Raw genomic sequence first — 13,371 nt, 5'->3', positions numbered from 1 at the left:
TATTATAAAAGAAAGGGTTTTGACTTTGGCTAATACAAGACAACATCAAGTTCATGAACAAAAATTAGAACAGCTGGTCAAGCGAATGCCCTTTTACGTTGCAGAATATGTCGATGATAAGCTGAGTAACCGATCCCCCTCCACTCTATTAAACTATGTACTTGACTATAAATTATTCTTTGAGTGGCTTATCGCGGACGGTATTTCTAAAAGTAAAGATATTAAGGATATACCCTTATCTGATTTGGAAAATCTCAAGTTAGAGAATGCTCGTTCCTTCATAAAATTTTTAGAGCGTAGAAACATTTCCGTAAATAAACATGAAACAAAAAAAGCGGAAAAGGTTTCAATAAATCGAAAGATCTCTGCCCTTCGCTCACTCTTCAAATATTTGACTACTCAAACGGAAAATGAAGAAGGTGAACCTTATTTTTACCGCAATGTTATGTTAAAAATTGAAGTGAATAAGGTGAAGGAAACCCTAGGATCACGGGCTGCAAGAATCACAACACAAATATTCCACAACGATGATGATACTATCTTTCTGGAGTTTGTAAAAAATTTGTATGAGAAAAATTTAAGTCCTCGACGATTAGCATATTTCCAGAGAGACAAAGAGCGTGACCTTGCTATACTTTCGCTTTTTCTCGGTAGTGGAATCCGAGTAAATGAATTATCAAATTTAAGACTTCGTGACTTGGATTTTGAGGATAACCGGATTCATGTTGTCAGAAAAGGTGGAAAAAAAGACATTGTAGCCGTTGCCCCTCCTTCAATGAATGATCTAAAAACCTATTTACTCGTTCGTCATACCCGTTATAATGGAAAAAATGATGGATTTGATTACGTTTTTCTAACTAAAATCCATGGAGTGGCCACTCCCCTATCCAATCGAGCCATTGAAGCACTCGTTAAGAAATATACAAAAGCGTTTACCTCAAATAAAGCGATGTCTCCACATAAGTTGAGGCATACATATGGTACTCATTTAATGGCTCAAGAGGGAGATATCCATTTGCTAATGACGCAGCTTGGTCATAGTTCAACTACAACATCTGCTCTATATTCCAATCCGGAGCACGAAAAGGCGAAGAAAGCTGCGGAGCTTTTGGGCCAGAGAAGGAAACTATAGTAAAAAGACGATGAAGGCGAATAAAATAGTTGCCTTCATCGTCTTTATTAGGGTAACAACTTCTCTTAGAAGTCAATCCGTTCAAAAAGGAATAATGCTTGACCGTCTTTTTAATTTTTCCAATCTTCTTATCCACTGAATATTTTCTGGCAGGTTCTTTTCCAGCACATACTTTTACAGTAGCTGCCACTGACCCTCCAGAATGAGCACAACCAGCCAATATTGAAAGACGTAGTAAAAAGGATGGTCTCTTGCTCTGAATTTTATTTTAAGAATAAGTTAACAGGGGCTACTACTGTTTTGTTATCAAAATTTCAGATTTATCAATTTAACGTCTTAGTTTTCAAAATAACTACAACCAAGGATATACGCGCTATTGTTCTGTTATTGTTGAGGAGGAATCAGGTGAGGTATCATTAATTAATGAAAAAAGATTACTAAACAATAAATGTTTGCATTTTTAGAAACGTTAACATCATCTATTGAAAATGGGGACTATGTGGGAGCTGGTGCACCACCCCCAGGAACCCACGGCATGAATCATGGCCGGGATAGGACGCGCCTGTCTTTCTCGAATTATGGGAAATTATTTGATGCTCAAGGGTGGGGCCGTGAGGTGACAACGACAGGTTATGGGGATCTCCAGGACGGCACGAATGAGCTCGAATGGTACACCAATGTTTTTGCCGGCACTTCTAGCGCTGCTGCCATGGTGGTAGGCGCTTTGGCTTGCCTGCAAGGTGTCCTGCGGTCTCGTGGGAGAAACCCGTTGAGTCCAGCGAGAGCGAGAAGATTGCTCCGATGAACAGGTTCACCCCAGGTAAGGATAACTCCGCGCTTGCCTCGGATAGGAAGCCGCCCCGACTTGAGACAAATGATTAAACGTGCACTTGACACACCTCTCTTTTTTTACAATGCCATTAATGGGGTTGCAACAACCGCCACGATTGACGCCGACGGAATCTATAATTACGTCAGTCAAATTTCTGGACTTGGAACATGGACCCACGTAGTCGGATCCGCCAACGGTACACTCTTTTTCTACAATGCCAATATAGGGGAGGCAGCGACTGCAACACTTGACCCCGGTGGAAACTACCGTTATGTCGGTTCCATCTCTGGATTTGGACGCTGGACGCACATCACCGGCACCTCTAGCGGTAGCGTGCTCTTCTACAATGCCTATACTGGTGAGGGTGCGACTGCCCGGATCGATCCCGCAGGAAACTACCATTTCGTCAGTTCCATCTCCGGATTTGGGAGCTGGACCCATATCGCTCAGACGGATTGAGCGGCACAATCATTTCATTTTTGCCCGAAGCAATTTGTACCTCTCCTTCAAACCATATCCCACGATACTTTCATATTTCGGCAAAAGGAAACAATTTTTATAAGGCTTTTTCTAAATAATACCTAATAAGATTTTTTTGATTTTTTTTATTTATAAACTTACCTCGCCTTACAAAAAATTTATTTCCGTGCAGTTTAATTGTGTCACCGATTGATATAATGGGTTTATTATTAGAAAGCAATAACAAAAGTTGTTCACCAGTTCCTGAAAAAATCTTCTTATTACCTGCAATGAGTTCATGTCTATATTCCTCTGGTTTTCTTATCATATCAATCCCCGCTCTATTGTTTTTATAGTGTTTACCCGGAATGATTTGGCATAAACACCAAAAATTCGAGATTTTTATTAATGGATACAAATTGATTCGACTACCCCCCGATCATTAAGTGCCTGGTATGGCCTCAAAGTCTTCTCTATAGGCAGCAACAAAAAAACACCCTCTAAAGGTTGCCTAAAAAATTTATAGCTGCTCAATCATTCCTGAGAGCAACACGCCATCTTTTTGTTTTTCACAAACTCTTAAACGTATAAACAATTCATTTTGGAGATTCTTCGCTGTCCTCATTACTTGATCATCTTCTTGATCACTAATTGTATTTATAAAAATTGTAAATGTTTCACCGTTTTGACTGGCATTTTTTAATCTATTCAACAAAGTACTGTAATCCATTTAATAACCTCCTTCCGCTTTAATAATTCGACAAGAAGCCAGGATGTTCCTTTATCACAAAAGAGCACCCAATTTGGATGCTCCGCCTTTGTTGATTATCAAAATTCAACCTAAAATTTATTTGAAATTAAAGTAAATTTTTTTTTACCTGACTTGACGGAAAAAATCGCTTTTTCTTAAACCCATTTATTAGTTCAATAAGTTTTGAGGAGTATTCCTTTCCCTCAAAAAAGAAAGTAAAAACTGAATGTTGATCGTTCCTGTATTAAATCAGATTTGCATTTAAATAATCGGCTAATGTTTGCTGAAGCGTACCTTTAGTTGATGCATACTCATTAAACGAAATATCCAAATGAATCATTTTCCTGACAAGTTCTGGACGCAGACCGGTAATGACCGCTTCACATCCCATCAAGGAAACCCCGCTCATCACTCTTTGAAACTGGTGTATTACCTCAATATCCATATCTGTAATGCCTGATAGATCCATGATTAACGTTCGGATTTTTAAATTTGAAATATCCATCAATATTTTTTCCTCAATGGTATCCATACGGTACACATCAATTAAACCGATTAAAGGAAGGACGGCTATATTATGACTGATCGGTATAATAGGCGCAGATAAATGCTCAACTATTTTTCGCTGAGAGCTGATTAATTCATCTTTATAAGATGAATACCTAATGAAAAAACTATTAAGAAATTTATCGATGCTGTCATTGATCTGCATCTCCATCTCATAAATCATTGCTCTGTAGTCTGAAATACTGACTACAGGGGTATTCAGTTGATCGTATTTTAACAGGAAGTGCCAGACCGTCCTTCTAATCGCATGTACCCACTCCAGCTTAAGAGTAAGAGTTAAAGAATGCTCTGCCCAGGCTACCCCTTCTTGCTTGGCAAAGGAAATGAGTTCGTTCTCTTTCCTTTCCACCACATACGTTACCAGCTTCTCAGCGTTTTTCAAAAGATCAATATTCCCTGATTGTAAAATATCATTTATTTTAGGCGCGACTTCTACAGCCTCGGATAGCAGCTTATTTTGAAACTCTTCTCTCCGACTGATGATAAACTCAATAATTTCTCTTTGCTGTACTCTGTCCATTTGCTGTTCTCCTTCCAGTGTTAAAAAACTATCTCTTTTCCTATTTTAAATTTCCTTTATTTTTGAAGAGTTTTTATATTAACTATAAAAATATTCCCCTTCTCCTTTGTAATCAAACCTTTTTATATAAAAAAAATAAACATGCCACCTGATTTGGATGGCCTGAATGCTATTGTCACAATAACCTTCAATTTTAGTTTGTGTGTATGATTAAAAGCCAATATGGACTATCGGGTGATTAAAGAAAACGACTTATTTTTATTAACGGATGACAAGGGCAATATTCTTGTTGACAATACATATGGCTTGGGTCTTTATACGAAAGATACACGCTTTTTAAGCAAGTTTGATCTGAAAATTAATGGAGAAGATCCAATCCTTCTTTCTTCTTCTGCGGATGAAAATTACAGTGCGAGAATTTTGCTGACAAATCCCCATATGGAGAAAGACGGAGAACTCATACTTTGGAGAGAATCCATAGAGCTTGAACGTAAGCGCTTAATCTATGACGGGGTTCTTTACGAAACCATTCAAGTAAAAAGCTATTTTTCAAAACCAGTTGAATTTGACATCAGTTTATTGCTGGATGTGGACTTTACTGACATGTTTATTATCCGAGGCTTTCAATATGGAGAAATTGGGAAGTGCTCAGGCGAAGAACAAACCTACCTCTCATGGGATCCATTACTATTATGATGAAGCTGATCATGTAAAACGCGCGACCAAGGTGAGCTGGAACCTTGATGCTGAGGCTGTATCAAAGGAAGAAGGAATCACCTTCCGTTTCTCATTAAACCACGGCGAGGTTCAATCTGTAACCTTTACCGTTATTCCTGAGATTGATGGAAAATCTGGAACAGCTATCGCGCCTGAAGCAGCACTTGGAAAATTAGAGTCATCATATAAAGACTGGGAAGCAGGAATAACCAAAATTGAAAGTGACTACCCAGCACTCCAGAGATTGGTCGAGCGCGGGATCCTGGATTTAAGAGTTCTTTTGACGGATATCGGCAATGGGGCAGTTCATCAGCTTCTGGAACTTATATCATGGCTGCATCCATGGTCTTTACCCTGCCTATTGTGGTTCTTTACGCCTTCTTCAACCGCTATTTTGTCAAAGGCATTAAATTTACTGGGGATAAGTAGATTTTTTCGAAAAACAAAACAACAACCATACATTCTGCGAAAAAGCATGCCTGACTCATGGGGCATGCTTTTCTTTTGTCAGATCATTTTATTTTGATGAATCACATGAATTGGATAAAATAGGGGCAAGGATAAGCAAAGAACGTTCTTTGCAGAAAGAAGGAACCGTAATTGAAATTAAGCATTCTTGATCAATCTCCCGCCTCAAGCGGAAAAACCGCTCAGCAGGCTCTTCATGACTCGCTGAGCCTGGCGCAGGCAGGAGAGAAACTAGGCTACACGCGATACTGGATTGCCGAGCATCACGATTTTCCTGGACTGACCTGTCCGGCTCCGGAAGTGATGCTCGGGTATATTGGCGGGCAGACCGAAACGATCCGCTTAGGATCCGGAGCGGTTCTTTTGCCTCATTACAAGCCGTATAAAGTGGCAGAAACGTATAATCTCCTCGCTGCTTTATTTCCTGGGAGAATAGATGTAGGCATCGGAAGAGCACCCGGCGGATCGGCAGAAGCCACGATGGCACTCTCGGATAACTATTTGGAACAAGTCCGAAAGATGCCTGAGTCAGTAGACACGTTGCTGCATTTTTTCAAAAATGATTTTCCTTCAGATGACATGTTTTCTAAGATCACTCCATCACCGGTTCCTGACATCCTTCCAGAGCCTTGGATTCTCGGAACGAGCAAAAAGAGTGCCATTCTTGCTGCCAAACACGGATTGTCTTATGCTTTCGGCCAATTTATGAGCGAACAGGACGTTACCGATATTATTGATCAGTACAAATCTGAGTTTAGAGCGAATAATTGGTCGCCGGTACCAAACACGATTGCAGCCGTATCCGTTCTTTGTGCGGAGACAAAAGAAGAAGCTGAAGATTTAGCACTGCCTAATCAAATTTGGAAGATCCAGCTGGCAAAAGGAGAGGGGAGAAAAGGAATCCCATCCCTTGCAGAAGCGAAGCATTATTCATTGACTCCAGAGGAAAAAGAGATGCTGAACTCGATGAAAAAACGGTCCATTATCGGAAGCCCTTCTTATGTTAAGCGGCGTCTTGAGGAGCTGAGAGAACACTATCAAGCCGACGAAATGATGATTGTTACGATTACACATGATATAAAGGATCGTGTTCGTTCCTATGAGCTGATCGCCAATGAATGTTTAGCTTGCTCAACTTGAGCAAAAAATTTAGATACTTTAAATTTAGTTGTTACAATAAAAAGTAAGGTTTTAATAAATCATTTTCTAAAATCATTTTTTATAGCAAGACGTTAGAAAGGAGGACAATTACAATGTCCCAGCAAAATCAATCATCTGCTAAAAAGCAGCTCCAAGATATCCCGATTTCTGTATTGGATCTATCTCCGATCGTAATAGGAGGAAACGCTTCAGAATCGCTTCAAAACACCCTTGATTTAGCACAGCACGCCGAAAAGTGGGGCTATAACCGCTTCTGGCTGGCTGAACACCATAGTATGCCTGGCATTGCCAGCTCTGCAACCGCCGTTGTTATTGGCCATGTAGCAAGAGGAACGGAGAAAATCCGTGTAGGGTCCGGGGGGATTATGCTGCCTAACCATGCTCCTTTGGTCATCGCTGAGCAGTTCGGAACTCTCGAGTCATTGTTCCCAGGCAGAATAGACCTTGGATTAGGTAGAGCTCCTGGCACAGACCAGGTGACAGCTAAAGCTCTTAGGCGCGAAAATATGAGCAACGGGGAAGACTTTCCAGAACAAGTGGATGAACTCCGTGCGTATTTAAAACCAGACGGATCAGGCAATCCGGTGAGGGCCATTCCAGGTGAGGGGCTGGACATTCCGATTTGGCTGCTTGGTTCAAGCGGATTCAGTGCGCGGCTGGCTGCTGAGCTCGGTTTGCCTTTTTCATTCGCGAGCCATTTTTCTCCAGACAATACTTTGCCTGCTCTTAATGTGTACCGCAGAAACTTTAAACCATCACAGGTATTGGACAAGCCGTATGCCATGGTGGGAGTTAACGTGATTGCTGCTGAAACAGAAGAGAAGGCCGCTTATTTGGCAACTTCCATGCAGCAGCAGTTTTTAAATCTTGTCAGAGGCATTCCTTCCAAACTTAAGCCACCTGTTGAAACGATGGAAGGAATCTGGTCCAATTATGAGAAAGCTTCTGTCGAACAGTCACTTCGAACAACCATCATCGGCACACCGGAAACAGTTAAAACAAAACTTCAGGCTTTCCTTGATGAAACTCAAGCGGATGAAATGATTGTCAACGCTCAGATTTTTGATCATCAAGAAAGATTGCGTTCCTATGAAATTGTCTCAGAAGTTTTCAAAAGATAGATAAATCAGCAAAGGGGCTGTCCAAGAAATCTGTAAGCTGTTGATTTCCGTTCCAGGCTGCTCGCTTTCCGCGGGGCGTGCGGTGAGCCTCTTGGTGCAAGCACCGGCGGGAGTCTCACCTGTCACGCTAGTCCCGCAGGAGTCTCGCATCTTCCACTTCAATTAACTTTTCATTGAAGATTTTTCAAGCCAAAAAAGGGCTGTCTGAAGGTCAATTTTCGACTTTCTGGACAGCCCCTTTTAATTATTAATTTTAGTTATAAAAATCAAGGTGAATGACGGCCAGGGTAAGAGCGAGTAAATCAATTTGTCTCTTGAGGCAGTCAGGATCGTAGTTCTCTGGAAAGATACAATGGATTTCCAATATGGGATAGGATAAGAGACTCCATCGCTTTTTTGCTTTAACTTGGAAGGTTGGTGAGCATAAGGAGCTCGCCCATTTTTTAGACAGGCTATGGCCGGTTTGTCCATAGTTGTAAAGTGTAAGATTTGTACGATCGAACTTATTGCTTTCTTGAAAGGAGATGTTAAGGATGAGAACTTCTGAATCCTTTTGGCTTCTTTTTACAGGACAAGATACTCCATAGGAGATTAATTGTTCCTTAAAAAGCTGCATTGCTTTTTGATGAAAACTGCTTGGTGTTTCATTATTTTGAAAAAGTGTTTGAATCCTTATCGGTGAATCGATAGAAGGAAGAGTAATATCAAGTCTTTGTTGTTTTTGATTCCAGGTTATAGTAGTACAGCCCAACTGCTTGAAAAATTGCAAATAGTGAGGGAGATTTGTTCGTAAAATTACCCCTCTTTTTATTCCCTGGATGTATAGATCAATGGGCACACATATACCTCCACATACTCTGATAATTATTTCTATGAAAGAAAAAGGAAAGAGTGTGGGTTTGTCCGGGGAAATGGAATGTTTATATGTTGAAATTTTGAATAATTAAGCAAAAAAGCAGCCAGCAAGGTTAACAAGCTGGCCAAAGAGAGTTATTCGGGGGAGGTGCGGCTACCATCCGCGCCTTCTTTTATAGACTAACATAAGAACAAATGTTCGTAAACTCCTTTTTTTAAATGCACAAAATTATAGAATAGGAATAAGCTTTTCTAGAGTGATGCTTTCCGGGAGATTCATATTACGACGGATCCTTATGATTTTCTTCCGTAAACGAAATCGTAATGGGTTTCGTTTTTTTCATTTTTACAAGTCTGATTTCGAGCAGACCATGTCTGTATTCGGCTTTCACTTCGTCAGGTGAATATTGAAAGGGAATATGAATGACTTTTTTGAAAGGTCCGGACAATCTTTCATTCATCTTCAGTGCTTCTTTTTCAATCGGATACGTATACGGGATGTTTCCTTCCAATACAAGCTGATTGGCTTCAAGTACAATGTTCAGGTCTTCTTGAGACCGCAGACCCGGCAGTTCAACGACAAGGTATCCTTCCGTTTCGTTTTCATAAAAATCGGTACAAGCCGTCCGTTTCGGAACAACACGGTTTAAGTCCTGCCAAAAATCATTTCCGAGAACACCATCTACTTTTTCCTGTATGGAAGCCCAGTCGAAATTCACTTTTTTACTCATACATTAATCCTCCATCTGCTGAAATCGGTATGCTGTAATTAGTCTATGAGTGAAAGGAGAAAAACATTAAAGCTTTTCAATTTTGACAGGCTATAAATAATTTTTGTTATTTATTAATAATAATTATAAAAAAGTGTTGATTTCATAGTGATAAGTGTTATCATTAAATTATAATCATTCTAAATAACTTATGAGGTGATAACATTGACGAATAAGAATCATTTGACGACCAGCTGGGGAGCACCGGTAGGAGATAATCAAAATTCAATCACTGCTGGTTCACGCGGACCAACATTGATCCAGGATGTTCATTTATTGGAGAAGCTGGCACATTTCAACAGAGAAAGAGTTCCTGAACGCGTTGTTCATGCGAAAGGTGCCGGAGCCCACGGATATTTTGAAGTAACGAACGACGTTTCAAAGTATACGAAGGCCGGCTTTTTATCTGAAGTCGGAAAACGCACGCCGCTGTTTGTTCGTTTCTCCACTGTAGCCGGCGAAAATGGTTCTGCAGATACCGTCCGTGATCCTCGCGGTTTTGCCGTTAAATTCTATACTGAAGAAGGTAACTATGATCTCGTCGGGAACAATACACCGGTCTTTTTTATAAGAGACGCCATTAAGTTTCCTGATTTCATCCATACACAAAAAAGAGATCCGAAAACACATCTGAAAAACCCGACCGCAGTTTGGGATTTCTGGTCACTTTCCCCTGAATCACTGCATCAGGTTTCAATTCTGATGTCCGACCGCGGCATCCCGGCAACTTTCCGCCACATGCATGGATTCGGCAGCCATACGTTTAAATGGGTTAACGCTGATGGTGACGGTGTCTGGATTAAATATCACTTTAAAACAGAGCAGGGTGTAGCGAATCTTGCTCCGGATGTTGCTGCAAAAATTGCAGGTGATAACCCTGATTACCATACAGAAGATTTGTTTAATGCGATTGAAAAAGGAGATTTTCCGGCATGGAAACTGTATGTTCAGATCATGCCGATGGAAGATGCCAATACGTATCGCTTTGATCCGTTTGACGTTACTAAAGTGTGGTCCCAAAAGGATTATCCGTTGATTGAAGTGGGCAGAATGGTGCTGGATAAAAATCCGGAAAACTATTTTGCAGAAGTGGAGCAAGCAACCTTCTCACCAGGGACACTAGTACCCGGAATTGATGTTTCTCCTGACAAGATGCTTCAGGGCCGCTTGTTCGCTTACTCAGATGCCCACCGTTACCGTGTAGGAGCAAACCATCAGGCATTGCCGATCAACCGTCCCAAAAACGAAGTGAAGAATTATCAGCGTGACGGGCAGATGCGTTTTGACAGCAACGGAGGAAGTTCTGTGTATTATGAGCCGAACAGCTTTGGAGGCCCGAAGGAATCACCTGAAAATAAACAGGCTGCTTATCCGGTTTACGGAGTGGCAGAAAGTGTGGCATACGATCACAACGACCATTATACACAAGCTGGAGATCTGTACCGTCTGTTGAGTAATGAAGAACGCATAAGGCTTGTAAATACTATTGTGGAAGCTATGAAGCCTGTAGAGAAAGAAGAAATTAAACTACGCCAGATCCAGCATTTTTATAAAGCAGATCCTGATTATGGAAAAAGGATTGCGGACGGACTTGGTTTACCGGTTCCGCAAGAAGCGCTATGATTCGACTTTTTTCTCAATTAGTATAGTGAATTCTCAATTAACAAGTACCCGCACAAACAGCGGGTACTTGTTTCTAAACGAATGAAAAGAGGATGTTGACCGTGGATGCGGAGCAAGTGACCAAATTAAAGTTAAAAGAAAGCGGCTTGCGAATTACCCCTCAAAGAGTCTTGATTTTACAAGCCATCATTTCATCCGGGGGGCATTTGACGGCAGAGGAGATTCATCGGCAGCTTCCCCCGTTCATTACACTGGCTACGGTTTATAATAACCTGAAATCATTTGTTAACTTGGGGATCATCCAAGAGTTATCATTTGGAAATGGGAGCAGCAAGTATGAAGTTGTTGACGCAAAACATTACCATGTCATCTGTGAGTCTTGCCAAAAGATCGTTGATTTTAACTATCCAAGGCTGACTGAAGTGGAGTATGCAGCTTCCCGATTAACAGATTATGACGTTCATCATCACACATTGGAATTCTACGGTTTATGCAAAGAGTGCAGAAATAAATAAAAAGATAAAGTGAGGCTCGTGAACATGGCTGTTGCCGAACATATCGAATGCCCCAAGTGCCAGAGTGAAATTAAATTCTTGAAACACAGCATGCGATGCAAATGCGGAATGAGAATCATTACGAAACATCATCTGAAAATAACCACAAAATAAATCCAGCCGAATGAATACGGCTGGATTTTTATTGTTTATCCGCAGATTGTAATCTCATCATGATCTACACAGCGGGTGTTATCGCAGATGAGCCGCGTTTGGAGGCGGTACGTAACAGTAGGGGAGGAAGAAATAAGATCATCGGGCAATTGGTAGGACATCGGGATTTCAATGCTTCCATCAGGAGAAAGCTCTTTAGACATATAGATGGTAGTGACAGATTCAATCATCCGCTCTGTTTTATCTTCTTGGTTCTGAACAATCAGATCACATTCGAGCCGTTTGATGATTTGTTTCATCCACTTTCCTTTAAGAAGGAAAAAGCCGTTAACATTTTCTCCAGGCTTTAATTCATAGGAATCGAGTTTAAGATCGATCGTAGCCTGTCCGAGCTTAAATAAGCTCATGCATTTTTTTAACAAGTAATGTACCTCCAGTAACAATATCAAGTTAAAAACCTTTTCCGATGCCCTTCGGTAAAGGTCTCGCAAACAACAAAACTGTATGCTGCTCTCCTTTGGAGTCTAGTTTTTCTATCTATTTTATGACCTTGATTTTTTTACATCTCAATGATTCGATTCTCATTGTAAACGCATGGTACTTAGGTGTCAATAGAAGTTTATTAGAATGAAAATCCCCTATTCTAAGGTCATGCTCTTCACGAATATAATCATGCTGATGAGGTCATTTCCGTTCACTGGAAGGTATTTTTGCAGGGAGCCAAACAGGGGGTGAACGAAGAGATGTATTTTTACGAGATTGCTGACAGGCTGAAAAAATTGAAGGAAGGGTGTGTGATCGCGACACTCCTTCATGTGGAAGGTTCCTCTTACTTAAAGGAAGGCGCGATGCTGCTTTTTCATCAGGATGGTAAAACAGGTATGATCAGTGCAGGATGTGTAGAGAGCGATCTGGAGGAACGCAGCCGGCAGGTCCTGTTGGATGGCCAGCCTCAATATGCCGTCTATAACCAAAGAAGCGATGAAGACCTTTTGTGGGGAACGGGAACCGGCTGCAGCGGGGTGCTCCATGTTTTAGTAGAGAGGGTGGATGAAGAGCTTCGTCACCAGCTTCTTGATGTAAAACGGTCCTTGGAAGAAGGGAGGCCAGTTCTGCATAGTAAGGAGTTGTTTATTGATGGAACTCGGCTAAACATTAAAAATCACTTTGAAAAAACGGATAAGAAAACCTTTTTCAAAAATGGCCTTATTTCAACGAATGGCGTGGAGATGATTTTTTTTTATTTGTTTGAACCCATGCCAAGGCTAGTCATTTTCGGAGCAGGTGAAGATGCGAAACCGGTGGCTAAATTGGCAACCGAGACAGGGTGGTCGGTAACCATTTGTGACTGGCGTCCAGCATTTTGCAACCGTGCTGAATTTCCCTTTGCGGATCACTTAATCGTTGGTTATCCGCCAGACCTTTTTGATAAGCTTGCTTTTGACTCTCAAGATTTTGCAGTAATCATGTCCCATAACTTTCAACAAGACAAAGAATTTCTGACTCAGCTTCTCAAACAAAATCTTCGCTATGTTGGCGTGCTTGGGCCACGAAATCGGACAGAGAAGCTTTTGGAAACGAAGGAAATACCAGAATACCTCTCTTCACCTATAGGGCTCCCGATTGGTTCATCAGGTCCCCAGGAGATTGCAGTCAGTATTCTCGCAGAGATGATAGCAGTTTATCGGCTGGAAAAAAAGCGTCCGACGGAAAGCTTTTTATGAGAG

Annotated in this window: 15 protein-coding genes and 1 pseudogene; 10 read left to right on the top strand and 6 right to left on the bottom strand. The window is 41.1% G+C overall.

The window, feature by feature from the left end:
* Nucleotides 1-19 precede the first annotated feature (19 nt).
* The 3 genes from xerS to M1K46_RS14015 all read left to right on the top strand — a co-directional run bounded on the left by xerS (nt 20) and on the right by M1K46_RS14015 (nt 2,423).
* On the top strand, nt 20-1,132 hold the full coding sequence (xerS, locus tag M1K46_RS14025; protein WP_375162199.1) for a tyrosine recombinase XerS: 1,113 nt from the start codon (nt 20-22) through the stop codon (nt 1,130-1,132).
* Nucleotides 1,133-1,580: 448 nt separating this feature from the next.
* Nucleotides 1,581-1,937: a hypothetical protein gene (locus M1K46_RS14020; RefSeq protein ID WP_256226421.1), complete on the top strand. Its 357-nt coding sequence runs from the start codon at nt 1,581-1,583 to the stop codon at nt 1,935-1,937.
* Between the two features lie 33 nt (nt 1,938-1,970).
* The gene (locus M1K46_RS14015) at nt 1,971-2,423 is read left to right on the top strand and encodes a hypothetical protein (RefSeq protein ID WP_256226420.1); all 453 of its coding nucleotides are present in this window, start codon (nt 1,971-1,973) and stop codon (nt 2,421-2,423) included.
* Nucleotides 2,424-2,520: 97 nt separating this feature from the next.
* Here the strand turns inward: M1K46_RS14015 and M1K46_RS14010 are convergent, their stop codons facing one another.
* From M1K46_RS14010 to M1K46_RS14000, 3 genes are all read right to left on the bottom strand, one after another.
* Nucleotides 2,521-2,841 (bottom strand): hypothetical protein, encoded by a 321-nt coding sequence (locus tag M1K46_RS14010; protein ID WP_256226419.1) that lies wholly within the window; start codon nt 2,839-2,841, stop codon nt 2,521-2,523.
* A 102-nt stretch (nt 2,842-2,943) separates the two neighbouring features.
* Nucleotides 2,944-3,153 carry a hypothetical protein gene (locus tag M1K46_RS14005; protein WP_256226418.1) on the bottom strand — a complete coding sequence of 70 codons (210 nt, stop codon included), beginning with the start codon at nt 3,151-3,153 and terminating at the stop codon, nt 2,944-2,946.
* Nucleotides 3,154-3,418: 265 nt separating this feature from the next.
* Nucleotides 3,419-4,261 (bottom strand): STAS domain-containing protein, encoded by an 843-nt coding sequence (locus M1K46_RS14000; protein ID WP_256226417.1) that lies wholly within the window; start codon nt 4,259-4,261, stop codon nt 3,419-3,421.
* A gap of 222 nt (nt 4,262-4,483) precedes the next feature.
* Between M1K46_RS14000 and M1K46_RS13995 the strand changes: the two genes are divergently transcribed.
* The 4 genes and pseudogenes from M1K46_RS13995 (at nt 4,484) to M1K46_RS13980 (ending at nt 7,728) form a co-directional block, all read left to right on the top strand.
* On the top strand, nt 4,484-4,957 hold the full coding sequence (locus M1K46_RS13995; RefSeq protein WP_256226416.1) for a glycogen debranching N-terminal domain-containing protein: 474 nt from the start codon (nt 4,484-4,486) through the stop codon (nt 4,955-4,957).
* A 311-nt stretch (nt 4,958-5,268) separates the two neighbouring features.
* Nucleotides 5,269-5,407: pseudogene (locus tag M1K46_RS13990) on the top strand (carbohydrate ABC transporter permease); the annotation flags it as partial.
* Between the two features lie 171 nt (nt 5,408-5,578).
* Nucleotides 5,579-6,586 carry an LLM class flavin-dependent oxidoreductase gene (locus tag M1K46_RS13985; RefSeq protein WP_256226415.1) on the top strand — a complete coding sequence of 336 codons (1,008 nt, stop codon included), beginning with the start codon at nt 5,579-5,581 and terminating at the stop codon, nt 6,584-6,586.
* 113 nt (nt 6,587-6,699) lie between these two features.
* Nucleotides 6,700-7,728, top strand: coding sequence for an LLM class flavin-dependent oxidoreductase (locus M1K46_RS13980; RefSeq protein WP_256226414.1), 1,029 nt, complete (start codon nt 6,700-6,702; stop codon nt 7,726-7,728).
* A 253-nt stretch (nt 7,729-7,981) separates the two neighbouring features.
* Here the strand turns inward: M1K46_RS13980 and M1K46_RS13975 are convergent, their stop codons facing one another.
* Complete coding sequence (locus M1K46_RS13975; protein WP_256226413.1) at nt 7,982-8,566, bottom strand: hypothetical protein; 585 nt, start codon at nt 8,564-8,566, stop codon at nt 7,982-7,984.
* 298 nt (nt 8,567-8,864) lie between these two features.
* Nucleotides 8,865-9,314: an Hsp20/alpha crystallin family protein gene (locus M1K46_RS13970; protein WP_256226411.1), complete on the bottom strand. Its 450-nt coding sequence runs from the start codon at nt 9,312-9,314 to the stop codon at nt 8,865-8,867.
* 204 nt (nt 9,315-9,518) lie between these two features.
* Between M1K46_RS13970 and katA the strand changes: the two genes are divergently transcribed.
* Nucleotides 9,519-10,976 carry a catalase KatA gene (gene katA, locus M1K46_RS13965; protein WP_256226410.1) on the top strand — a complete coding sequence of 486 codons (1,458 nt, stop codon included), beginning with the start codon at nt 9,519-9,521 and terminating at the stop codon, nt 10,974-10,976.
* A 92-nt stretch (nt 10,977-11,068) separates the two neighbouring features.
* Nucleotides 11,069-11,491 carry a Fur family transcriptional regulator gene (locus M1K46_RS13960; RefSeq protein ID WP_256226408.1) on the top strand — a complete coding sequence of 141 codons (423 nt, stop codon included), beginning with the start codon at nt 11,069-11,071 and terminating at the stop codon, nt 11,489-11,491.
* 188 nt (nt 11,492-11,679) lie between these two features.
* Here M1K46_RS13960 and M1K46_RS13955 read toward each other — a convergent pair whose 3' ends face one another.
* Complete coding sequence (locus tag M1K46_RS13955) at nt 11,680-12,066, bottom strand: sporulation protein (protein WP_256226407.1); 387 nt, start codon at nt 12,064-12,066, stop codon at nt 11,680-11,682.
* A gap of 309 nt (nt 12,067-12,375) precedes the next feature.
* Here M1K46_RS13955 and M1K46_RS13950 point away from each other — a divergent pair, with 309 nt between their 5' ends.
* Nucleotides 12,376-13,368 carry an XdhC family protein gene (locus M1K46_RS13950; protein WP_256226406.1) on the top strand — a complete coding sequence of 331 codons (993 nt, stop codon included), beginning with the start codon at nt 12,376-12,378 and terminating at the stop codon, nt 13,366-13,368.
* Nucleotides 13,369-13,371 lie beyond the last annotated feature (3 nt).

This window comes from Fictibacillus sp. WQ 8-8 (assembly GCF_024494405.1).
Lineage (GTDB): Bacteria > Bacillota > Bacilli > Bacillales > Fictibacillaceae > Fictibacillus_C > Fictibacillus_C marinisediminis.
Note: the sequence above shows the minus strand (reverse complement) of the source record. Positions and strands in the feature narration are given on the sequence as shown.

What these genes read in the sequence shown, in the direction of transcription:
- M1K46_RS14020 (WP_256226421.1), top strand. Translation starts at nt 1,581, where the DNA reads ATGTTTGCATTTTTAGAAACGTTAACATCATCTATTGAAAATGGGGAC.
- M1K46_RS14005 (WP_256226418.1), bottom strand. Translation starts at nt 3,153, where the DNA reads ATGGATTACAGTACTTTGTTGAATAGATTAAAAAATGCCAGTCAAAAC.
- M1K46_RS14000 (WP_256226417.1), bottom strand. Translation starts at nt 4,261, where the DNA reads ATGGACAGAGTACAGCAAAGAGAAATTATTGAGTTTATCATCAGTCGG.
- M1K46_RS13995 (WP_256226416.1), top strand. Translation starts at nt 4,484, where the DNA reads ATGGACTATCGGGTGATTAAAGAAAACGACTTATTTTTATTAACGGAT.
- M1K46_RS13980 (WP_256226414.1), top strand. Translation starts at nt 6,700, where the DNA reads ATGTCCCAGCAAAATCAATCATCTGCTAAAAAGCAGCTCCAAGATATC.
- M1K46_RS13970 (WP_256226411.1), bottom strand. Translation starts at nt 9,314, where the DNA reads ATGAGTAAAAAAGTGAATTTCGACTGGGCTTCCATACAGGAAAAAGTA.
- M1K46_RS13960 (WP_256226408.1), top strand. Translation starts at nt 11,069, where the DNA reads ATGTTGACCGTGGATGCGGAGCAAGTGACCAAATTAAAGTTAAAAGAA.